Annotated in this window: 19 protein-coding genes and 1 tRNA gene; 14 read left to right on the forward strand and 6 right to left on the reverse strand. The window is 40.7% G+C overall.

The genetic code is table 11. The features are described from left to right. Window positions 1–44 precede the first annotated feature (44 nt). Entirely contained in the window at window positions 45–1,433 is a 1,389-nt protein-coding gene (locus C9J40_RS03510) for a peptide MFS transporter (RefSeq protein WP_107245746.1), read from the reverse strand. Window positions 1,434–1,887: 454 nt separating this feature from the next. On the opposite strand from C9J40_RS03510, the gene rfaH reads away from it, so the two are divergent. Both rfaH and galU read left to right on the forward strand, forming a co-directional pair. Next, window positions 1,888–2,385 (forward strand): transcription/translation regulatory transformer protein RfaH, encoded by a 498-nt coding sequence (rfaH, locus tag C9J40_RS03515; protein WP_107245748.1) that lies wholly within the window; start codon window positions 1,888–1,890, stop codon window positions 2,383–2,385. Between the two features lie 87 nt (window positions 2,386–2,472). Beyond that, window positions 2,473–3,378 (forward strand): UTP--glucose-1-phosphate uridylyltransferase GalU, encoded by a 906-nt coding sequence (gene galU, locus C9J40_RS03520; protein ID WP_107206066.1) that lies wholly within the window; start codon window positions 2,473–2,475, stop codon window positions 3,376–3,378. 155 nt (window positions 3,379–3,533) lie between these two features. On the opposite strand, the gene folD is transcribed toward galU, so the two are convergent. Then, the gene (gene folD / locus C9J40_RS03525) at window positions 3,534–4,391 is read right to left on the reverse strand and encodes a bifunctional methylenetetrahydrofolate dehydrogenase/methenyltetrahydrofolate cyclohydrolase FolD (RefSeq protein WP_107245750.1); all 858 of its coding nucleotides are present in this window, start codon (window positions 4,389–4,391) and stop codon (window positions 3,534–3,536) included. A gap of 296 nt (window positions 4,392–4,687) precedes the next feature. Between folD and C9J40_RS03530 the strand changes: the two genes are divergently transcribed. The 8 genes from C9J40_RS03530 to C9J40_RS03565 all read left to right on the forward strand — a co-directional run bounded on the left by C9J40_RS03530 (window position 4,688) and on the right by C9J40_RS03565 (window position 14,435). Then, window positions 4,688–4,764, forward strand: a tRNA-Arg gene (locus C9J40_RS03530). Window positions 4,765–5,233: 469 nt separating this feature from the next. Then, window positions 5,234–6,532, forward strand: coding sequence for a trigger factor (tig, locus tag C9J40_RS03535; protein ID WP_105059697.1), 1,299 nt, complete (start codon window positions 5,234–5,236; stop codon window positions 6,530–6,532). Window positions 6,533–6,637: 105 nt separating this feature from the next. Next, complete coding sequence (clpP, locus tag C9J40_RS03540) at window positions 6,638–7,261, forward strand: ATP-dependent Clp endopeptidase proteolytic subunit ClpP (protein ID WP_005369103.1); 624 nt, start codon at window positions 6,638–6,640, stop codon at window positions 7,259–7,261. A gap of 109 nt (window positions 7,262–7,370) precedes the next feature. After that, window positions 7,371–8,651, forward strand: coding sequence for an ATP-dependent protease ATP-binding subunit ClpX (gene clpX, locus C9J40_RS03545; RefSeq protein WP_107206068.1), 1,281 nt, complete (start codon window positions 7,371–7,373; stop codon window positions 8,649–8,651). A gap of 192 nt (window positions 8,652–8,843) precedes the next feature. After that, entirely contained in the window at window positions 8,844–11,207 is a 2,364-nt protein-coding gene (gene lon / locus C9J40_RS03550) for an endopeptidase La (RefSeq protein WP_105061295.1), read from the forward strand. A gap of 219 nt (window positions 11,208–11,426) precedes the next feature. Continuing rightward, on the forward strand, window positions 11,427–11,699 hold the full coding sequence (locus C9J40_RS03555) for an HU family DNA-binding protein (protein ID WP_005369098.1): 273 nt from the start codon (window positions 11,427–11,429) through the stop codon (window positions 11,697–11,699). A 411-nt stretch (window positions 11,700–12,110) separates the two neighbouring features. Further along, entirely contained in the window at window positions 12,111–14,003 is a 1,893-nt protein-coding gene (gene ppiD, locus C9J40_RS03560) for a peptidylprolyl isomerase (RefSeq protein ID WP_107206069.1), read from the forward strand. Between the two features lie 138 nt (window positions 14,004–14,141). Continuing rightward, window positions 14,142–14,435: a ComEA family DNA-binding protein gene (locus tag C9J40_RS03565; RefSeq protein ID WP_107245752.1), complete on the forward strand. Its 294-nt coding sequence runs from the start codon at window positions 14,142–14,144 to the stop codon at window positions 14,433–14,435. Window positions 14,436–14,479: 44 nt separating this feature from the next. Here C9J40_RS03565 and rrtA read toward each other — a convergent pair whose 3' ends face one another. Beyond that, on the reverse strand, window positions 14,480–15,016 hold the full coding sequence (gene rrtA, locus C9J40_RS03570) for a rhombosortase (protein WP_107206071.1): 537 nt from the start codon (window positions 15,014–15,016) through the stop codon (window positions 14,480–14,482). A gap of 46 nt (window positions 15,017–15,062) precedes the next feature. Between rrtA and C9J40_RS03575 the strand changes: the two genes are divergently transcribed. Further along, complete coding sequence (locus tag C9J40_RS03575) at window positions 15,063–15,674, forward strand: tRNA-uridine aminocarboxypropyltransferase (RefSeq protein WP_107245754.1); 612 nt, start codon at window positions 15,063–15,065, stop codon at window positions 15,672–15,674. Between the two features lie 50 nt (window positions 15,675–15,724). On the opposite strand, the gene C9J40_RS03580 is transcribed toward C9J40_RS03575, so the two are convergent. From C9J40_RS03580 to C9J40_RS03590, 3 genes are all read right to left on the reverse strand, one after another. Continuing rightward, window positions 15,725–17,092, reverse strand: a complete 1,368-nt coding sequence (locus C9J40_RS03580; RefSeq protein WP_107245755.1) for an anti-phage deoxyguanosine triphosphatase — start codon at window positions 17,090–17,092, stop codon at window positions 15,725–15,727. Continuing rightward, window positions 17,092–17,676 (reverse strand): 5'-deoxynucleotidase, encoded by a 585-nt coding sequence (yfbR, locus tag C9J40_RS03585; RefSeq protein WP_107245757.1) that lies wholly within the window; start codon window positions 17,674–17,676, stop codon window positions 17,092–17,094. Before yfbR ends, C9J40_RS03580 begins: the two co-directional genes overlap by 1 nt. A 147-nt stretch (window positions 17,677–17,823) precedes the next feature. Then, a complete protein-coding gene (locus tag C9J40_RS03590; protein ID WP_107206075.1) occupies window positions 17,824–19,038 on the reverse strand; it encodes a pyridoxal phosphate-dependent aminotransferase in 1,215 nt (404 codons plus the stop codon). 392 nt (window positions 19,039–19,430) lie between these two features. Between C9J40_RS03590 and C9J40_RS03595 the strand changes: the two genes are divergently transcribed. The 3 genes from C9J40_RS03595 to menH are packed head-to-tail and all read left to right on the forward strand — an operon-like array spanning window position 19,431 to window position 23,279. Beyond that, window positions 19,431–20,768 (forward strand): isochorismate synthase MenF, encoded by a 1,338-nt coding sequence (locus C9J40_RS03595; RefSeq protein WP_369918718.1) that lies wholly within the window; start codon window positions 19,431–19,433, stop codon window positions 20,766–20,768. Beyond that, on the forward strand, window positions 20,759–22,486 hold the full coding sequence (gene menD, locus C9J40_RS03600; protein ID WP_107206077.1) for a 2-succinyl-5-enolpyruvyl-6-hydroxy-3-cyclohexene-1-carboxylic-acid synthase: 1,728 nt from the start codon (window positions 20,759–20,761) through the stop codon (window positions 22,484–22,486). The genes C9J40_RS03595 and menD overlap by 10 nt, the downstream gene beginning before the upstream one ends. Next, on the forward strand, window positions 22,470–23,279 hold the full coding sequence (menH, locus tag C9J40_RS03605) for a 2-succinyl-6-hydroxy-2,4-cyclohexadiene-1-carboxylate synthase (protein ID WP_107245760.1): 810 nt from the start codon (window positions 22,470–22,472) through the stop codon (window positions 23,277–23,279). Before menD ends, menH begins: the two co-directional genes overlap by 17 nt. The last annotated feature ends 50 nt before the right edge of the window (window positions 23,280–23,329 follow it).

Below are 23,329 nucleotides of genomic sequence, written 5' to 3' on the forward strand. Positions count from 1 at the left end.
GTGTTAGCAACACTACCCTTAAATGGATTATTATCAGTACGGCATTACGCTTCTACTGTTTTAACCTCTGTTGTTTCGTCATTAGATGAAGATTCTGCACCATGCATCCAATTAATTAAGGTATTGGATAGTAACAGCAGTAATACACCGGCAATCACTGCAGTAATTGCAATACCAGAGAAGATTGCTAGAGGACCGGCTTCACCAATACGTGAACCAATCTCACCTGCAATATAGTTAGCAATGGCGTTAGCACCAAACCATGCACCCATCATTAATGATGCTAAGCGAAGAGGTGCAAGTTTTGTCACCATTGATAAACCAATCGGTGATAAACATAACTCACCTATCGTATGGAAGAAGTATGCACCAATCAGCCATAGCATAGAGGTTTTCACTGTCATATCGCCACCTTGCTCAAGCGCAGCACCGATCATACAAGCAAAGCCTACTGCTAACGAGAACATTGCTAGTGCAAATTTCACAGGTGAGTTTGGCTCTTTCTTACCCAATTTTACCCAAAGAGCAGCAAGAATCGGAGCACAAATAATAATGAAAAATGGATTAAGTGATTGGAACCAAGCTGCCGGCACTTCGAAACTACCAATCATACGGTTTGTGTATTCTTGAGAATAGATATTCATTAAGCCGCCAGCTTGTTCAAAGCCTGCCCAGAATACGATAACAAAAGTACACATCACCATAATTACTTTCAGGCGATCACGTTCAATTTTGGTTAGTGGCTCTTTTTTACCGCTTGCGTTGTTTGCTGCATCACGAATTGCAGCTGGAACAGTACCAATATCACCTAGGTAACGTTGTGCGAAAAACAGTTGGATCAATAGGCTGAGTAGCATACCGATACCGGCACATAAGAAACCTGCTTTCCAGCCATAAATGGCAGAAGCTGTACCTGCAATAACACCGGCAAGTAATGAACCTATGTTGATACCCATATAGAAAATAGTAAACGCACCATCACGACGGTTATCGCCTTCTTTGTAGAGATCACCCACCATGGTTGAGATGTTTGGCTTAAATAAACCATTACCAATGATCAGGAAAGTAAGGCCTAAATAGAAAGCGTTTACAGCATGAGGATCCACGACACTGTGCGGGAGTGCGAGAGTAAATTGACCAATAGCCATTAATACGCCGCCAATAATAATTGATCGACGTTGACCTAAGTAGTTATCTGCAATCCATCCACCAATTAAAGGAGTAAAGTAGACAAGACCGGTGTAAATACCATATAGGCTTAATGCTTCTTGAGTGCTCCAGCCTAAGCCGCCATTGATTGTTTTATCTGTTAAGTACAAAACTAAAATAGCGCGCATGGCGTAGTAGGAGAAACGCTCCCATAGCTCAGTTCCAAATAACAGGAACAAGCCTTTTGGGTGGCCCAATAAGGTACCACTACTATTATGACTCATAGGATTCTCTATATTATTGTGATGGTGTGTTTGCTAATACCGGTAGTTTTATAAAGCACAATATATACGACTGCAAGTTTTTACATTTAAAGAACAAATGACAAACATTTCAACCTATTGAAAAACAAATGGTTGTAGATTTTTTAGTCAAAATTGAAAAGTTAATTTTTAGTATGGTAATTATGTTATTGCTTTTGTTATTATTAATTATTTGGTTTTATATTTTGTTTTTTAATCTTTTTATGGTTCTTTTGTCTGTCTATTTGGGTTGTTCATGAATGTTACAAAGTTTGACTGTGGAATTACTGTAAAAGTGGTGACTGTCTTGGTTTCCATAAATGAGTTGAGCAACAATAAGCACTCAATAAATACTTTATATCCCGAATTAGCCGCAATATAAAAAGTAGCTATTTATGTATATAATAGCGATGAATTTTAATGTTTAGGATTGATGATGAAAGATTGGTATTTGCTTTATTGTAAGCGCAGTGAACAAGAGCGTGCAGTGATCAATCTGGATCGTCAAGGTGTGGATTGCTACTACCCTCAGGTAACAGTAAAAAAAGTGAGCAGGGGCAAACGAATAGAGTCAATCGAACCATTATTTCCAAGTTATGTTTTTGTTCAATTTGATCCTGAAACGGTAAGTTATACGTCGGTGCGATCAACACGTGGTGTGGCTGACTTTATTCGCTGTGGTGCAATGCCACAAAAAGTACGTGAAGAACTTATTTATAATTTAATGATGAATGAAGATAATGAAGAGCATCAACGTTTGTTGTCAATGCTTCCTCAGCCCGGTGAAAAATTAAAGTTAGAGCAAGGTAAGTTTCAAGGTCTTGAAGCTATTTACCAAGAGCCTGATGGTGAGAAACGCTCATTTATGCTGATTAATTTGTTAGGTAAGCCTGTAAAAGTAAGCGTAGAGAACATTGATTTACTTAAAAAATGATCTTTTTTCTGTAAGTTAGAACTCTCTTTTGCATATTTGAAAGCCATCTAATACGATGTTTGCAAACATAATATACTGGAAAAAAAATTGAATACTTCATTAGTGCGTAAAGCTGTTATTCCTGTTGCTGGTCTGGGGACTCGAATGTTACCTGCAACCAAAGCTATTCCAAAAGAGATGCTTCCAATTGTTGATAAACCGCTTATTCAGCATGTAGTGAATGAGTGTGTTGCAGCAGGAATTAAAGAAATTATTTTAGTGACGCATTCTTCAAAAAATTCGATTGAGAACCACTTTGATACCTCTTTTGAATTAGAAGCGACATTAGAAGCGCGAGTAAAACGTCAGCTACTTGAAGAAGTACAAGCGATTTGTCCACCTGATGTGACCATTATGCATGTACGTCAAGGTCAAGCTAAAGGTTTGGGTCATGCAGTATTGTGTGCACATCCCCTTGTTGGTGATGCGCCTTTTGCAGTTGTTTTACCTGACGTAATTTTGGATGATGTTGCGAGCGATTTACGTTGCGATAATATGGCTGCCATGGTGAAAATGTTTAACGAGACTAAAGTGAGTCAGGTGATGGTTGAACCTGTTCCTATGTCTGAAGTGTCAAACTATGGTGTTGCGGATATTAATGGTGTGGAATTACATGCTGGCGAATCAGCACCGATGACAAAGGTTGTTGAGAAGCCTTCAGTTGAAGACGCGCCTTCTAATTTAGCTATTGTCGGTCGTTACATACTTCCAGCTGAAATTTGGGCATTATTAGCCCGTACGCCTGTTGGCGCGGGTGATGAAATTCAATTGACCGATGCTATCGATATGCTAATGCAATCTCAACAAGTGAATGCATTTCATATGTCAGGCGTAAGCCATGATTGTGGTAGTAAAATTGGTTACATGAAAGCGTTTGTTGAGTACGGTTTGCGCCATAATCAATTTGGTGAAGAATTTACAGCGTATGTCAAACAACTAGCTAAAAGCTTATAGTCGACGCCATAAATTGTATAATCAAAAGAAAAAGCGATGGTGTTCCATCGCTTTTTTTATTTATTCTATTTGTTAATAAGAAGAGGACTGCTAATTTAAAATAGCATTGTTTTGGAGAATAAAAGAGCAATAGGTATCACTCTTTTTATTACCAATTATTCGCCGTGAAACTGCTCGCAAGCTAACATAGTATTTTCTATTAATGTTGCGACTGTCATTGGGCCGACACCACCAGGGACTGGAGTGATATGTTTTGCTCTTTGGTTGGCAATATCAAATTCAACATCACCACATAATTTACCATTATCTAATCGGTTAATACCCACATCAATGACGGTAGCCCCTTCTTTAATCCAAGCGCCAGGAATAAAGTTAGGTTTACCTACAGCGACGACAAGGATATCTGCACGACGAACATGGCTCTCAAGATCTTGAGTAAAACGGTGACAAGTTGTTGTTGTAGCCCCTGCTAATAATAATTCGAGTGTCATCGGGCGACCTACAATATTAGAAGCGCCAACAATAATCGCTTCTTTCCCTCGTACCGGAATATTGTAACGTTCTAAGAGGGTCATAATACCTTTAGGGGTACAAGAGCGTAGTTTTGGGATACGTTGACTTAAGCGTCCGACATTGTATGGATGGAAGCCATCAACATCTTTTTCAGGATCAATACGCTCTAAAATTCGTGTGCTATCCATACCAGCTGGTAATGGAAGTTGGACTAAAATGCCATCAATCGTTGGATCGAGATTTAATTCGTCAATAAGAAGTAATAATTCTTCTTCTGAGGCTGTTGGTGGTAGATCGAATGATTTAGAGACAAAGCCGACTTCTTCACAGGCTTTTCGCTTACTACCAACATAAATTTGAGAAGCAGGATCTTGACCTACGAGCACAACAGCTAAGCCGGGTGCACGAAGACCAGCATCTTTACGAGCTTTCACTCTAGCGGCAACTTCCTGTCGAACTGTTTGGGATATTAATTTCCCATCAATAATTTGGGCGGTCATGGTAATCCTTTTTATATAGGCTAAGCATGTGGACGCTATTATTGTGTCAGAAAATGATTACTTTAGCTATAACGCAAACGTTTGCTTTTTGTTTGTTTAATAATGGCGAACAATCTTAAGTGTTTATCGTTGAAGGGAATAGGTATCTACAATTGCACTGAAAAAACTGAAAATAAAACAGATTGCTTTAACTTTAATCGCTTGGCGGTTTAAATCATGAAATTTAAAGTAAACGTATTGACCTAAATGATTAGCAACGTATAATCCTGCCTCGTAACGCCATGTTACACAATGATGCGCCCTTAGCTCAGCTGGATAGAGCACGTCCCTTCTAAGGATGTGGTCGCAGGTTCGAATCCTGCAGGGCGTGCCATTCTCTCTTCTTTATATATAAGATCCAAAATCTAATTCATTTCTAAGCTTTTTTAATACAAAAATCACTCTGTAGTTAGTCTTATAACGGCATAAAAAATGCTTTCTCTGTTACGTCATATTTGCGTTAATTCGACTGTTTTTCCAACATTTGAACCCAAAAAACGCAGAGATCTATGATTATTTTCTCCTTACCCCTTGAAATGTTCGTTATAGACCCTATCTTGTGTTTCAGTTGTAGAGCTAGATAGCAGTTTAGTCTATCTCACCTCGACGCCACCTAAGTGTGTCGTTATAATAACGCGCTTTAATTTCTAAGTTGGATGAGCATATCTGACAGTTTAGAAATAAAGTAAAAGAATTGAGGCGTTATGGTTTTCGAGCCGTAACACGAAAAGGATGCCACCGTCAGTAAATGGCTGTTCGGCAACATCACTCAGAAAGCTGAGTAAGTTTTGAGGTTAAATATAATGCAAGTTACCGTTGAAACCACTGAAGGCCTAGAACGCCAACTAACAATCACTGTTCCTGCTGCAAACATCGAAGATGCAGTAACAGCTGAACTAAAGAAAATTGCTAAAACTCGTCGTTTCGACGGTTTCCGCCCTGGTAAAGCACCAATTAAGATGGTTGCTAAAATGTTTGGCGCATCAGTACGTCAAGACATCCTAGGTGAAGTAATGCACCGTCACTTTATCGAAGCTATCGTTAAAGAGAAAATCAATCCAGCAGGCGCGCCAACATTTACTCCAGTAGAAGTTGCTGAAGGTAAAGACCTAGTATTCAAAGCGACTTTCGAAGTATTTCCTGAGATCGCACTTCAAGGTCTAGATAAAGTTGTTGTTGAGAAGCCAGTTGTTGAAGTAACTGAAGCTGACGTTGATACAATGCTTGATACTCTACGTAAGCAACAAGCTACGTGGACTGAAGTAGATGCAGCCGCTGATGCAAACAGCCGTGTAACTATCGACTTCGTTGGTACTATCGACGGTGAAGAGTTCGAGGGCGGTAAAGCTGAAGGTTTCGCACTTGCTATGGGCCAAGGTCGTATGATCCCTGGTTTCGAAGAAGGCGTTGTAGGTAAAAAAGCGGGTGAAGAGTTTACTGTTGAAGTAACGTTCCCTGAAGAATACCACGCTGAAAACCTAAAAGGTAAAGCTGCAGCATTCGCTATTAAACTTCACAAAGTTGAAGCACAAGAGCTTCCTGAACTAACTGAAGAGTTCGTTGCTAAGTTCGGTGTTGAAGACGGTTCTGTTGACGGTCTTAAAGCTGAAGTTCGTAAGAACATGGAGCGTGAACTTAAGCAAGCTGTTAAAGGTCGCATCAAAGATCAAGTTCTTAACGGTCTTGTTGAGCAAAACGACATCACAGTTCCTGCTGCACTTATCGATCAAGAAATCGAAGCACTACGTCAGCAAGCTGCACAACGTTTTGGCGGTGATGCTAAGAATATGCCTGAACTACCACGTGAGTTGTTCGAAGAGCAAGCTAAACGTCGTGTAGTTGTAGGTCTTCTAGTTGGTGAAGTGATCAAGTCAGAAGAGCTAAAAGCAGACGAAGAGCGCGTTAAAGCAATCATCGCTGAAATGGCTTCTGCATACGAAGATCCATCAGAAGTAGTTAAATACTACGAAACTAACGAACAGCTAATGAACAACATGCGTAATGTTGCTCTAGAAGAGCAAGCGATTGACGCACTTCTAGCTAAAGCACAGGTTTCTGATAAAGACGTTAGCTTCAACGAGCTAATGAATCCTGCTGCTTAATTTGCTGAAATTGATGTAGAGATTTGACATTATCTCAAGTCTTCTGCTAACAATGGTCCGTGTGAGTCATTTCATTCGGGCCATTTATTTTAGGGAAATAACGTTATGAGCTACCAAGAAAAAAACGCCATGTCACCAATTTTGGATGCGCTGGTACCTATGGTGGTCGAGCAGACTTCTCGTGGTGAGCGTTCTTATGATATCTATTCTCGTCTCTTAAAAGAGCGTGTGATTTTCTTAACTGGTCAGGTTGAAGATCACATGGCTAATTTAGTAGTAGCACAGCTACTATTTTTAGAGTCAGAAAACCCAGATAAAGACATCTTCCTATACATCAACTCTCCAGGTGGTTCTGTTACTGCGGGTATGTCAATTTATGACACTATGCAGTTCATTAAGCCAAATGTGAGTACTGTATGTATGGGTCAAGCATGTTCAATGGGAGCATTCTTACTTGCTGGTGGTGCGAAAGGTAAGCGTTACTGTCTACCGAACTCACGTGTAATGATTCACCAGCCATTAGGTGGTTTCCAAGGACAAGCATCGGATATTCAAATCCATGCACAAGAAATTCTAACAATCAAACAACGTCTAAACGGTTTATTGGCTGAACATACAGGCCAACCACTAGAGGTTGTTGAGCGTGATACTGACCGTGATAACTTTATGTCTGCAGAACAAGCTGTAGAATATGGTTTAGTGGATGCCGTGTTGAGTCAACGTGACTAAGTACTTATTTAGCTGATTAACTCTAGATAGTTAACGCAGCAAAATAAGCCGACTTGTTATACACTCAAGACAAGGCAATGATGGGAATACCCCAATAAGAGGTTAGCGAATGACAGATAAGCGAAAAGAGAGTGGTAGCAGTAAGCTATTGTATTGCTCTTTCTGCGGTAAAAGTCAGCATGAAGTTCGCAAGCTGATTGCAGGCCCTTCTGTTTATATTTGTGATGAATGCGTTGATTTATGCAACGATATTATTCGCGAAGAAATTAAAGAAGTGATGCCTAAACGCGATGGCGATGAACTGCCGACTCCGCAAGAAATTCGTAACAACCTAGATGATTACGTAATTGGGCAAGCACATGCAAAAAAAGTGCTAGCTGTTGCGGTATATAATCACTACAAACGTCTACGTAATGGCGATACAACTAGTGAAGGTGTTGAACTAGGTAAGAGTAACATCTTACTTATCGGCCCTACTGGTAGTGGTAAAACACTATTAGCTGAAACACTAGCACGAATGTTAGATGTTCCATTTACGATGGCTGACGCAACCACGCTGACTGAAGCGGGTTATGTGGGTGAAGACGTAGAAAATATTATCCAGAAATTGCTACAGAAATGTGATTACGACGTGGCGAAAGCTGAACGTGGTATTGTTTACATTGATGAAATCGATAAGATTTCTCGCAAATCAGATAACCCATCGATTACTCGTGATGTATCTGGTGAAGGTGTACAGCAAGCATTACTGAAGTTGATCGAAGGTACTGTTGCATCTGTGCCACCACAAGGTGGTCGTAAGCATCCTCAACAAGAATTCTTACAGGTTGATACTTCTAAGATCCTATTTATCTGTGGTGGTGCATTTGCAGGCCTAGATAAAGTTGTTGAGCAGCGTGTAGCAACAGGTACTGGTATTGGCTTTGGCGCAGAAGTGCGTTCAAAAGACCAAGCCGACACATTAAGTGATCTGTTTGAAAAAGTTGAGCCTGAAGATCTTGTTAAATACGGCTTAATTCCGGAATTTATCGGTCGTCTACCAGTCACTGCAACATTAGGTGAGCTTGACGAAGAAGCACTAGTTCAGATCCTTCGTGAGCCTAAGAACGCACTAACTAAACAGTATGCTGCGTTATTAGAGCTAGAGAATGTTGAGCTTGAGTTTCGTGATGATGCACTGGTTGCTATTGCACGTAAAGCAATGGAGCGTAAAACAGGTGCTCGTGGCCTACGTTCTATTGTGGAAGCGGTACTGCTTGATACTATGTATGAGCTACCGTCTCAGCAAGGTGTAAGTAAAGTTGTTATCGATGAGTCAGTAATTAAAGGTGAGTCTGAGCCTCTACTGATTTATGAAAACACGGAAGCACCAGCAGCTGCAGCTGAGTAAGTGTCTAATAAGTGCACATAAAGGCTAAAAAAAGGAGGCATAAGCCTCCTTTTTTATTTTCTGTTACTTCTTTCGTTGAATAATCATGTTTCACCCCCATATACTCAATATAAGCTAACTTTCTAGTCGTATTAAGTAAGTGACTCAATCAGTTACTTAATACGATTAGTATTGACAGGAAGAGAGATGAATATGAACCTGGAGCGTTCTGAGCGCCTTGAGATCCCGGTTCTGCCACTACGTGACGTGGTGGTGTACCCTCATATGGTTATTCCATTGTTTGTGGGACGGGAAAAATCTATTCGTTGCCTAGAATCGGCAATGGAGAACAATAAACAGATTCTGTTGGTTGCCCAAAAAGAAGCAGCGACAGATGAACCGTCAATCACTGATCTTTATGATGTCGGTACTGTTGCAACTATTTTACAGCTATTGAAGCTACCTGACGGTACCGTAAAAGTCTTGGTTGAAGGCCAACAACGTGCCAAAGTTGAAGATTTAGCTGATGATGAGTTCTTTACTGCTCATGCTGAATATCTGGTTACGCCTGAAATGGATGAACGCGAACAAGAAGTACTTGTTCGCACCGCTATCAGCCAGTTTGAAGGCTTTATCAAGCTAAATAAAAAGATCCCGCCTGAAGTATTAACTTCACTTAACGGTATCGATGAAGCGGCCCGCCTAGCAGATACCATTGCTGCGCATATGCCGCTGAAACTGGCTGATAAGCAAAAAGTATTAGAAATCGTTGATATTACAGAACGTTTAGAGTTCTTAATGGCAATGATGGAATCCGAGATTGATTTACTTCAAGTTGAAAAGCGTATCCGCGGACGCGTTAAGAAGCAAATGGAAAAATCTCAGCGTGAGTATTACTTAAATGAGCAAATGAAAGCTATCCAAAAAGAATTGGGTGAGCTTGATGATGCGCCAGATGAGTTTGAAGCGCTAAAGAAAAAGATTGAAGAATCTAAAATGCCAGCCGAAGCTCGTGAAAAAACCGAGCAAGAACTGCAAAAGTTAAAAATGATGTCGCCAATGTCAGCGGAAGCAACCGTTGTTCGTGGTTACATTGATTGGATGCTAAGCGTGCCTTGGTATAAGCGCTCTAAAGTGAAGAAGAGCCTTGCAAAAGCCGAAGAAGTGCTTAATGCCGATCATTACGGCCTTGAGCGTGTGAAAGAACGCATTCTTGAGTATCTTGCAGTACAAAGCCGTGTAAACAAGCTAAAAGGCCCAATTCTATGTTTAGTTGGTCCTCCAGGTGTTGGTAAAACCTCTCTAGGTCAATCGATCGCTGCGGCAACGGGCCGTAAGTATGTTCGTATGGCATTAGGTGGTGTACGTGATGAAGCGGAAATTCGTGGTCACCGCCGTACTTATATTGGTTCTATGCCGGGTAAATTGATCCAGAAAATGGCAAAAGTTGAGGTGAAAAACCCACTTTTCCTATTGGATGAAATTGATAAAATGTCATCAGATATGCGAGGCGATCCGGCTTCAGCGTTGCTAGAAGTGCTAGATCCTGAGCAAAACAGTGCATTTAATGATCACTACTTAGAAGTGGATTACGATTTATCTGATGTGATGTTCGTCGCTACATCTAATTCGATGAATATCCCAGGTCCATTGCTTGACCGTATGGAAGTTATTCGTCTATCGGGCTATACCGAAGATGAAAAGCTAAACATTGCTAAGAACCATTTACTTGATAAGCAAATTAAACGTAATGGTTTAAAAGCGGGTGAGTTGACTGTTGATGATTCTGCGATTATTGGCATTATTCGTTACTACACACGTGAAGCGGGTGTTCGTAGCCTTGAGCGTGAAATATCTAAACTTTGCCGTAAAGCAGTGAAAGAAATTTTACTTAATAAAGACATTAAACACGTTGAAATCAGCCAAGATAATTTAAAAGATTACTTAGGTGTTCAGCGTTGCGACTACGGTAAAGCTGACGAAAGTAATCGCATTGGTCAAGTGACAGGACTTGCGTGGACGGAAGTCGGTGGTGACTTATTAACCATTGAAACAGAGTCTATGCCAGGTAAAGGTAAGTTAACTTATACCGGTTCACTCGGCGATGTGATGCAAGAGTCGATTCAAGCGGCAATGACGGTGGTACGTTCTCGTGCTGAGCGTTTAGGTATTGCAGCTGATTTCTACGAAAAACGTGATATTCACGTTCACGTACCTGAAGGTGCGACACCGAAAGATGGCCCAAGTGCGGGTATTGCAATGTGTACAGCACTTGTATCTAGCCTAACGGGTAATCCTGTTCGTGCTGATGTGGCTATGACGGGTGAAATTACACTTCGTGGTGAAGTTTTACCTATCGGTGGTTTGAAAGAAAAACTATTAGCGGCACACCGCGGTGGCATTAAAACAGTGCTTATTCCCAAAGAGAACGAGCGTGATTTGGAAGAGATCCCAGAGAACGTAATCGCCGACTTGGAAGTACGTCCAGTACGTTGGATTGATGAAGTGTTAACTGTTGCACTTCAGAATAATCCAACAGGTATTGAGCTGGTAAATGCTCAAAATAGTGACCTGTAGCAAAATTACCTAAATAAAAAACGCTTTCAAAGACAAAAGTCCTTGTCAGCGTTTTTTTGTCTGGCTATAAGTTAACTCTAATCCGCGCTAAGCGATGTATTATTAAGGCCTGTTAAGTTTTTATCAATACAATCAGGTCTAGAAACAATTTATTGTCTACTATTCACAGCGTCTCAGTGACGAGTTACGGGTAGGCAAGTTCATTAAGGGGATTTAATCGTGAACAAAACTCAACTAGTAGATAAAATCGCAGAAAGCGCAGATATTTCAAAAGCATCAGCGGGTCGTGCTTTAGACGCATTCATCGAAGCGGTATCAGATACATTGAAAGACGGTGAGCAAGTTGCATTGGTTGGTTTTGGTACTTTCTCTGTACGTGAACGTGCAGCTCGTACTGGCCGTAACCCACAGACAGGTGCAGAAATTCAAATTGCAGCTGCAAAAGTACCTGGTTTTAAACCGGGTAAAGCGCTAAAAGACTCTGTTAACTAAGAAATAGTTGGTTTTTTCTGACTGTTTTGTCATGTTATCATGGCTTAAATATTGCTACTGGAAAGGGTATACTGATCCAGTACAACAAAGGCGCATCGGTTGATGCGCTTTTTTTACTTTATAATGATGCCTATTTGACTAGGGATTTATTGTTTTGTTTCTTAACCAATATAAAGATAAAGAACATTTCATTAGTCAAATCGGTATCAAGTTATCATACTATGCGCTTTGTGGCTTATTGTGTTGGTGCTATCTTTAGTTTAAAAACTAATACAACAGGTTATTTACGTTTTAGTCAGTAACGGCTTAATAATATTGAAGGTTCGGCTATCGCGTTGATACCGATATTTTGTGCACACATTTGTAGTTCGAAACCGTGCCAGATCGAACAAGTAGGAGAGACGGCAAATTATGATGGAGCGATTGCGCGAAGGCGCTAACAGCATCTGGGTTAAGATTATTCTTAGCTTAATTATTTTTTCTTTTGTATTTGCTGGTGTCGGCAGTTATCTGGCGGGCGGTAATGAGCAAGTTGCAGCAAAAGTTAATGGTAAAGAAATTAGTCAGCGTGCATTCGAGCAGGCTTATCAAAATCAACGTAACCAAATGCAGCAACGTTTAGGTGATTACTTCTCAACACTAATGGGTGATCCTGCTTACGTACAGCAACTCCGTAATAGCGTGCTTGAGCGTATGGTTAATGATGAGTTGATTGAGCAACGCGCAACAGAGCTAGGCCTGAGTGTGAGCGATGCTCAAGTTAAGCAAGCGATTGTAGCAATGCCTGCTTTCCAAGTTAATGGTGTGTTCAATAATGAACAATATAATTTAACGTTACGTCGTGCTGGAATTTCTCCTGAGCAGTTTGCAGAGTCAATCCGTAAAGACATGCTACGTCAACAATTCTTAAGCGCATTAGAAGGCAGTGACTTCGCACTTAAAAATGAATTGAATGAACTTCGTAAACTTGAATCACAAGAGCGCGTTGTTCGTACTTTGAAGCTAAACCTTGCAGACTTTACCGATAAAGTAACGGTAACGGATGCAGAAGCTAAAGCTTATTATGATGAAAATAAAACGCAGTTTACACGCCCAGCTCAAGTGAAAGTGTCTTACATTGAACTGTCAGATAAAAATCTAGTGAACAATATTAAGATCACTGATAAAGAAGCTGAAGTGTATTACAACGAACATAAGAGCAAATACAGTACTGCTGAGAAGATTCAAGTTAGCCATATCTTAGTAAAAGGTGATAGTGATGCTTCTAAAGCAAAAGCGGAAGCATTACTGGCTGAGTTGAAAGCTGGTGCTAACTTTGCTGATGTTGCGAAAAAATCATCCGATGATACTTTCAGTGCAAAAGATGGCGGTAAGCTTGATTGGTTCGGTAAAGGTGTGATGGATCCTGCGTTTGAAAAAGCAGCATTTTCATTAGCAAAACCAGGTGATATGTCTGGCCTTGTGAAGTCACCTTATGGTTACCACATTATTTTACTGGATGGTATCGAAGAGCCTAAAGTTAAACCTTTTGCTGATGTTAAAGCGAGCATTGTCGCTGAACTTCAAGAGCAGCAAGTAGCAGAGCAATTCTATAAGCTACAAAGCAAGCTAGCTGAGACAGCATTTGAATCACCAGATTCACTAGATGAAGCAGCAGAAGCTGTAAAGGCTAAGATCATTAAAACAGGCTTTATCTCATTACAAGATGAGACCGGTGTGTTAAGTGATAAGAAAGTGCAAGAAGCATTACAAAGCCCTGAGGTTCATGATGACGGTATGAACTCTGATGTAATTGAGATTGCACCAGAGCATGTTGTTGTGGTTCGTGTTGATGATGCACGCCCTGAATCAGTGCTGCCATTTACTGATGTTGAAGCAAAAGTGAAAACACTATTGGCTCAACAAAAAGGTGAGAAGCAAGCAACTGAGAAGGCGGATTCTATCATTGCAGCATTACGTGACGGTAAGTCAGATGTTGTAGCAAAAGATGGCTTAAGTTTCTCTGGCGATCAAACCATAACACGTTCAGGTCCTGATGCTAATGTTGCACGTGTTGCGTTTACATTACCTAAACCAAAAGATGGTAAAGTGTCTTATGGTGTAACACGTGACAACAAAGGTAATGTTGAAATTATTGCATTAGATAAAGTTGTGAATGTTACACCATCGAAAGATGATGTTGATACTCAGTTTGCAACCCAAGTTGAGAATATGTTTGCTCAACAAGATCTATCAACAACACTTCAGACTTTACGTGAGTCGGCGAAAGTGACTTACCCAATGTTGGACAAACCAGCAAATTAATTGAAATTTACATTTCTATTAACGGGCCGCTATTGTGCGGCCCGTCGTTTTTTTATCTTTTATTTTTAAATAATCCCCTCATCGTCCCGCTTTTCTTTTTATCCTTTTTAAACACTCATACCAATAAAGGATAAAAATATGTTGCCATCTCGCTTGTTTAAAGTTATTTCGTTGGCTGGTGGATTAGCACTCGCCTCTTTAAGTTACGCTGCTGACAATACGCATGAAGGTATTGATATCAAAATTAATATTAACACTGCTAATGTTGAGCAATTGGATACATTACTAATCGGCATTGGTGCTGAGAAAGCACAAGCGATAATTAATTATCGAAAAGTGCATGGTAAATTTGCGAGCGTTGATGATCTAACTAAAGTGAAAGGGATCGGTGAGGCGACTGTCGATAAAAATAGAAAGCGTATTGAATTGTAATTATTAACGTTAACGGGAGCGAGCGTGCTCCCGTATATTGATTGTCATTTAAAGCGATTATATTCAACTTGAGCATTGATTTTTTGCTTGATAAGCAAGGCATACAGTATGCCTGTGATTGCGCCAATCAAATGGGCTTCAGTTGCTACACGAACGCCAATCAATTCTTCAGAACTCACAGATCCTCCAAAGTATTGTTCCCAACCTATCTTAATGATTAGCCCGAGGAGTAAGAGCCATCCCCCCCGCGTTTTTGATTGGATATCACGAATACAACCCCAAGCGAAGATGCCATGTAGTACACCTGAAAATCCAGCATACCAAGTAATACTGGTAGCAAAGAGCCCAATACCTATAGTGAACGATAAAATTAAGATCAATAAGCTATAAGACTTAGCATGAAAATGGGCACGGAAAATATAGCTAATGATTGCAAAGGCGCTAGCATTCATTGCAAGATGCACCCAATTGGTATGCGTGAAATTTCCTGATAGGATCCGCCATAATTCGCCATTGATAATGTCTTGGCGATCCCAAACTAATAATGGCTGACATTGTGGTAATTGAGCTATAACCATCATGATTATCGCAATAACAATATAATTTCGAATAGACAAGGCAACCTCAATGAGTCGGTACTGTGATAACTGTGGTAAAGCAAACAAAGCCTGCATTTGCCACTGGATTAAACCTATTGCAACTCAAACAGAGTTATGGATATTACAACATCCATCAGAAGTTAAACGAGCAATTGGTACTGCAAGAATACTATCACTTTCTTTACCCAATAGCCGACTTTGGGTAGGTGAGGATTTTTCGCAGCATGAGGAATTAAATGCAGCTTTAACTGATTCCGAACGTGATATTTATGTAGTTTACCCAGGAGAGCGTGCGATAGCACTGTCTGATGTAGCAGAGCAGGCTCAGCCATCTCGAAACAACGTGATTATTTTACTTGATGGGACTTGGAAGAAAGCCTATAAAATGTGGCAACTATCGACCAATTTACATCACTTACCGTTAGTCCATTTAGATAATGTAGAGACTGGAAACTATCGTATTAGAAAATCGCCAAAAGAGCAGGGAGTATCAACGGTTGAGGCGGGATATTTAGCATTATCAGTGTTAGAGCCAACATCTTTAAATCTTCAGCCATTGCTTGATACATTCGAAAATATGATTAATTTTCAAATTCAACAAATGCCGCCCGGCGTATTTGATAAAAACTATAAGGGTTAGTTGGCACACAAAAGGGAGCATGGGCTCCCTTTATATTCACCGGTTAATGATTAAAAACCATAACCATTATTGCTGATACCTGTTTCAGAGGTAGGTAAGAATAACGTACTATAAAGACGTTGAGAGAACCCATCCGTCATACCTGAAATGTAATCGGCAATGATCCTAAGCTCGTTATCTTCTTGCTCTTTTGCTTCTAACCACCGCATGCGAGTATTATCTGGTAACAATCGTTCTGGATCAGAAGCAAAAGCTTCAAAGAGTTCCATGATCAATTGCTGCCCTTTATATTCTGACAGTTGTATCTCCGGTTTTTTTACCACATAGATACTAACGAACTGTTTAAGTACTTCTAAAGCTCGCTCCATCGGTTCGGATAAAAAGGCATTCCATTGTAATAATGGCTCATCAAAAAAATCAGTACCGTTTTGAATCGTAGGACTAATGGTTATAGAGGTAAGTAAACCATTGACCAGCGCGCCAATGGCATCTTTGCGCTGATGGTGGCTAGCAAACATCAGCTCGCTGATATCACTTATCCGTTCTTCTAGCCATGGGTCACCACATTCTGCTATTTTTGAGGCAACCGCTTCTTGCCAATCATCACGTGTCACAATCCCCATTACGATGGCATCTTCTAAGTCATGGACACCGTATGCAATGTCATCAGCTAATTCCATGATTGAACAATCTAATGATTTAAAACGTGTCTTACAGGGCTCTTTTGGCGATAAACGCTCACAACGCATTTGTGCAAAGAGGGCTTTATCTTTGTCTGATAACGGGCTTAATACCCAGTCAAAGACCTCTTTATCGTCCACATATAAGCCTTTCGCTGGATACCAGTCTTTTGCTTTAAGGTGACGAAAGTTCACGACATCAGGTGCGCGCTCTGGAGCGGTAGTTTCACTGAGTAGAGCTGGATATTTTAGTAAACCAAGCAAGGTACGTCTGGCGAGGTTCATACCGTATCCTTCGGTATAAGGTTCGAGTAAGGTTACAATACGAAAGGTTTGTGCGTTTCCTTCAAAGCCGCCATGATTTCGCATCATGTAATTTAAAGCGACTTCACCGCCATGACCAAATGGTGGGTGACCGATATCATGTGCTAAGCACAAACTTTCCATTAAACTGGTTGAAGGGAGTAATGATTTAAACTCAGGTTGTTTTAATTTGAGTTGTGCAACAATCCCTGTACCGATTTGGGATGCTTCTAGCGAGTGGGTGAGTCGAGTCCGATAGAAGTCGTGATTACCAGCGCCATGGACTTGAGTTTTTGCTTGTAAACGACGAAAGGCGGCAGAATGAAGAATACGGGCTCGATCGCGCTGAAAAGCTGAGCGATGATCATCACGGCGCATTTTTTGTTCGTTATAAAAGCGTTCTTCCCATATAGGTGAGATAGTAAATTCAGTCATTAACTAATGTCGTCCAAAGTAAGATTAAAGCTATCAGCAAATGTCTCAAGAAAATAGGTCATCTCAGGTGTTTTACGTTGCTCAAGGGTTTGTTCCAATCTTTTCTTCGCTCGAGTAAATTCATGGTTCCCTGCACTGAGCTCTTCAAGGCATTTTATATAAGCGCATAATGTATCGGCTTGTTTAACAATAGCTGCATTTTCAGTATCAATTTTATGGCTATCAAGTAGAGAGGCATAATCATCCTGAAATTCTGCAGGAAGCATAGAAATAAGTCGTTGCTCTGCCGCTAATTCGATTTTCTTATATTCTTCAGCAATCGCAGGGTTGTAGTATTTTATTGGGGTTGGCATATCACCTGTGAGTACTTCACTGACATCGTGAAACATACCTTGCAGTGCGATACGTTCAGGGTTTAGGTTCCCACCAAATTTACGATTTTTAATTAACGCAAGTGCATGAGCGACAAAAGCAACTTGAAGGCTGTGCTCGGAGATATTTTCAGTTTCGACACTTCGCATTAATGGCCAGCGTTGAATTAAACGCATACGAGCAAGGTGAGCGAAGAAATGACTTTTTTCCATGATGATCAATTCTCTTAAACTAAATGTGCTGATGAGCAGCATCTATAGACGTTATGCACTAAAGGTAACAGAAGTTAGGGAAATATTGACAGTTTTTAGTTAATAAAAAGCCCCGGTTTACCGAGGCTTAAGAATTGTTTGTAAAGGTTATTGACGATAGCTATGTAAGAAGCGCTCTAAGCGTCCCATTGCCAGTTCAAGATCATCGACATGAGGTAAGGTTACAATGCGGAAGTGATCCGGTTGTTTCCAGTTAAATCCGGTTCCATGCACAACAAGCACTTTCTCTTGTAGTAAAAAGTCCATTGCCATTTTTTGGTCGTCTTGAATATTAAATTTTTTCTGATCTAATTTCGGGAATAGATACAACGCGCCTTTTGGCTTAACACAAGAAATTCCAGGGATTTGAGTTAATAAATCATAAGCTTTATTACGCTGTTCGAGCAGGCGTCCACCCGGCAAGATTAATTCATTAATGCTTTGGTAACCACCTAATGCAGTTTGAATGGCATGCTGCATAGGTACGTTGGCACACAAGCGCATTGATGACAGCATTTCTAACCCTTCGATGTAACCTTTAGCGCGGTGTCTTGGCCCTGAAATAACCATCCAACCTGCACGGAAACCACACACTCGGTATGACTTTGAAAGGCCATTGAAGGTTACACAAACTACATCTTCTGCTAATGGGGCAATAGAGGTATGTTGTGCACCATCGTATAGAATTTTGTCGTAGATCTCATCGGCGAAAATAATCAAATCGTGCTGACGTGCAATTTCAACCACTTCGATCAGAAAATCTCGGCTATATACCGCACCCGTCGGGTTATTCGGATTGATTAAAACAATACCGCGAGTATTTGGCGTGATTTTTTTCTTTATATCATCAAGATCTGGATACCAATCTGATTGTTCATCACATGTGTAGTGAACCGGTGTGCCACCAGATAATGAGACTGCTGCTGTCCATAATGGGTAATCAGGTGATGGAACCAATATTTCATCTTTATGGTTTAGCAGTGCTTGCATTGCCATAACGATTAATTCAGAGACACCGTTACCGATATAAACATCTTCGACATCAAGATCAAGTAAGCCGCGCTTTTGGTAGTGTTGAACAACGGCTTTACGCGCAGAATAAATGCCTTTTGAATCACAGTAACCTTGGGATGTTGGTAGATTACGGATCACATCCACGAGAATTTCATCAGGGGCATCAAAACCAAACGGTGCTGGATTACCGATGTTTAGTTTGAGTATTTTTTGCCCTTCTTCTTCCATACGCTTAGCGTGTTTCAGAACGGGACCACGTATGTCATAGCAAACATTATTAAGCTTGGATGACATCCCGAATTTTTGCATATGAGGCTTTCCTGATGATTATTAGGTATAACCACAAATTACACTATAAAAGAGGGATATAGGAACACCTTTTAGAAGATAATTATGTAAAATAGTGTTTTGTTTTCTTTTGGCAGAATGAAAATGGCGTGTTTAACTAGAATCAGCAAAGTTGAACAGAGGTTTCTGCTAGTCAGATAAGTAATACAAATGTGTTACTTCATTAGTCAGATGCTTTCTTGTGAGGTAGAATAATACATCATTCTTCTTTACTAAGAGAATTAGCAGTTATTCTCTCTCTTTAGGAAATAAGTGTCTATTCTTAGTAAGGAAAATATGTCTAAGAGAGTGACATATGTATCTTTCAGCCAGGGATGAGCCGTATTGGTGTAATAGAGCTGAGCGAGGTTATCTTGACTGCGTTACAACAAGCCGTTGAACGATTAATTGCTAAATTAGAGCAAGCATCTGCAACAACCCAGCGTATATTGGTTAAATTAGATCTATCAAAACATATCGACCTGATTGATTGGATGGATACACAAGCTTTGTATCCCAAATTCTATTGGCAATCGCGTAATTGCCGAGAAGAGGTTGTCGCGCTAGGACAAATAAAAACATTTACTGATCCTAAAGCCGCTGAGAAAGTGATTTCTAATGAGCAGCGAGTGTGGGGCGGGCGATCTTTTGATGGAAGAACAGAGCGAAATAAACGTTGTCTCTCCTCCTTTTTCTTTTTACCGCTGCTTGAATTAAGCCGTCTGGATAATGAATGGCATATTGCTGTTAATGTCGGTGAAGATCGCGCACGTATTTTGACGGCATTACAACAGTTGATGTTTGATACATCGTTGATCAGTGGTATTCACAGTAAAATTTTAAATCGCAGTTATACGCCAGATTTTTCTGGTTGGTCAAACATGCTGACACGAGCATTAGATGCGATTGAACATAAAGAATTTGAAAAAGTGGTGCTTGCTCGACGAACAAAGTTACAGCTTGATAAACCTGTATCACCCGCTCAATTACTGAAAGCGAGTTGCGCTAATAACAGCAATAGTTTTCACTTTTTACTGGCGCTGGATGAAAAGCATGGCTTTATGGGCTCAACGCCAGAACGTTTATTTCAACGCCATGAACATGCGATACAAACTGAAGCGTTGGCAGGTACGATTGGGCGTGGTAAAGATGATGTAGAAGATCAGCAATTAGCACAATGGTTATTATCTGATAATAAAAATCGCTACGAAAATCGTTTAGTGGTTGATGATATTGTTAATCGATTAGTGCCCTGTAGCCAATCGATGAATGTGTCTCAAACTCCTGAGTTGGTTCAACTACGTAAAGTCCAGCATTTAAAGCGAAGTATTGATGCTGAATTAAATAGTGGCGTCTTTAGTGCAGATCTATTAGAAAATTTACAACCAACCGCTGCGATTGCTGGATTACCTCGTGATCCTGCGCTTCATTTTATTGCTGAAAACGAACCTTTTTCTCGCGGTTGGTATAGTGGTGCGGTGGGTTATATTAGCCAGCAGCATAGTGAGTTTTGTGTGGCTATTCGTAGTGCATTAATCATTGAAGGTGAAGTTCATTTATTTGCAGGAGCAGGCATTGTACCGGGCTCAGTAGCAGAAAGTGAATGGAAAGAACTTGATCGAAAAACATCAACACTCTGTAGTTTATTTGAGCAAGAGACGGATAGCTCGTTAGCTGCTGAAATGGAGTATAAAAGCGCATCATGCAATTAACCTTATCGAATAGTCTTTCTTATAGGGCTGCATTAAATAGTTGTTGGGCTGAGCTGATACTTGAAGAGTTAGTCCGACAAGGTGTTCAACATGTTTGTATTGCGCCAGGTTCTCGTTCCACACCATTGACGTTAGCGGCAGCAAAGCAGTCAAAACTGACTATTCACACTCATTTTGATGAACGTGGTTTAGGCTTTCTCGCATTAGGTTTAGCCAAAGCATCACAAACCCCCATTGCGGTGATTGTGACATCAGGTACAGCAGTCGCTAATTTATTACCTGCCGTTGCTGAATCTGGGCTAACAAAAGAAAAATTAGTGCTGTTAACCTCAGATCGTCCTGTTGAATTACTGCAATGTGGCGCAAATCAAGCCATACGCCAGCATGGTATTTTTTCGCAACATGTAACAGAGTTTGTTGATCTACCCGCCCCTACACTTGATATCTCTCCTAATTGGTTATTAGGCGTGGTTGATGAGTTGATGCATCAACAGCAGTTACGTGGCGGAGCCATCCATTTAAATTGTCATTACCCTGAGCCGCTATATGGTGAGGCGATAGATTTTTCGGCCTATCTAGCGCCAGTTAAAAAGTGGCAGGCAACGGTATTACCGTATTGCCAACATCAACAAGCGACTAGCGCTGATATCGTCATTGATTCAGTGCAATGGCAGCGGTTGTGCGACAAAAAAGGCATAATTGTTGCGGGTAAGTTAGCGACCAATGAACTTGCTGATGTGAAAGCGTTAGCAGCCCGATTAGGCTGGCCATTATTGGTCGATCCTCAAGCTGGAGGCTCGAGCGAATATGCGGGGTTTGATGGTTGGTTACAAAATCCAGCCTGTGCCGAAGTTTTGTCTCAAGCACAAGTATTACTGCAATTTAGTGCACGGATTGTTTCTAAACGTTTATTACAGTTTATTGGCGATCAGCCGTGGGATGATTATTGGTTAATCGATCCACAACAAGGACGTTTAGACCCTCATCATCATTCTGGTTCTCGTATTCAAGCGAATGTGAGCGCGTGGACTTGTGCAGCGCTTCTTGATGAAAAAACATCACCACATAGTGGATGGGCATTACCGTTAGTGGGCGCGTCTAAGCGTTATCGTGAAATAGCGAAGCAGCATTGTGACAATTTATCTGAAATGTCATTAGCGACATTATTGAGAGATTGGCTCGCACCTGATTCTGAGTTGTTTCTCGGTAATAGCATGATTGTTCGACTGCTAGATATGTTTGGTGATTTACCAACTACAGCGACATTTACCAACCGTGGTGCATCAGGTATTGATGGATTAATAGCAACAGCGGCTGGTGTGCAACGCGCTAGAAAAGCACCATTAGTGATGCTATTAGGCGATACGTCATTTTTATACGATCTTAATTCTCTCGCATTATTAAAACAAACTGCATTACCTATGGTCGTGGTGGTTACGAATAATGATGGTGGCGGTATTTTTGATATGTTACCAGTACCAGAGCAGCAAAAAGATGATTTTTATCGTATGCCTCATGGTTTTGAATTTAGCCATGCAGCTGCCATGTTTGGATTTAACTATCAAAGCCCAACAACAGTTGCTGAAGCCCAAACTGCGGTAGTGAATGCACAACAAGTTAACCAGACAACGATCATCGAAATTAAAACGCCTGCTGGAGAAGCTGGGCAGATGTTAAAAGAGATCTTTTCTGAGGTAAAACGTGCGTCTTTACTCTGAAGTATTTGGAAAACGCCCGCAAGCAGGCCAACCCGTGATTGTTTTTCTTCATGGGCTATTAGGCTCAGGGCGGGACTGGCGATTAATTACTTCAGCACTAATGCATCACTATTGTTGTGTAACTATCGATCTGCCTGGGCATGGCTTTAGTGCGTCAGTATCTATGCCACTAGATGATTCTGATATTGGCTTTAAACAGAGTTATCAGGCGATACTCAAAACGTTGGAACACCGTGGTATTCAACGTTTCGTTTTGGTGGGGTATTCGTTAGGTGCGCGACTTGCTATGTATCTGGCAACGCAATTATCAAATGAGGATACCACGAAGCGTGGGCCAAGGTTGCAAGGTATCTTTTTAGAAGGTGGGCACTTTGGATTACCGCTTTTAGACCGTGCGGCGCGTCTTGATAATGATAAAACATGGGCTGCACGTTTTTCTCAACAATCTCTAATTTCAGTGCTGAATGATTGGTATCAACAAACTGTTTTTTCATCACTGAACCATGACCAAAGACAAAGCTTAGTCGCTAAACGTAGTGATAACCTTGGCCAAGGTGTCGCGAATATGTTGCTAGCAACGTCATTATCTAAACAACCATTATTACTCACACCGCTACAAAACTTAAAATTACCCGTTCGTTATGTTTGTGGTGAATATGATGCGAAATTTCGTCAGATCGCTATGCAATCAGAGCTAAGCGTAGAAGTGATCCCTGATGCTGGGCATAATATTCATGTAGAACAACCACATGCATTTACATCTGCCTTATCTGCTTTTATTCAAAAGTTGTAACGAGCCATTGTAATTAAAGTGATTTAATATGCCGTTAGACTAAGGTTTAG

The sequence above is a fragment of the Photobacterium sp. GB-72 genome (genome assembly GCF_003026095.1).
GTDB lineage: Bacteria > Pseudomonadota > Gammaproteobacteria > Enterobacterales > Vibrionaceae > Photobacterium.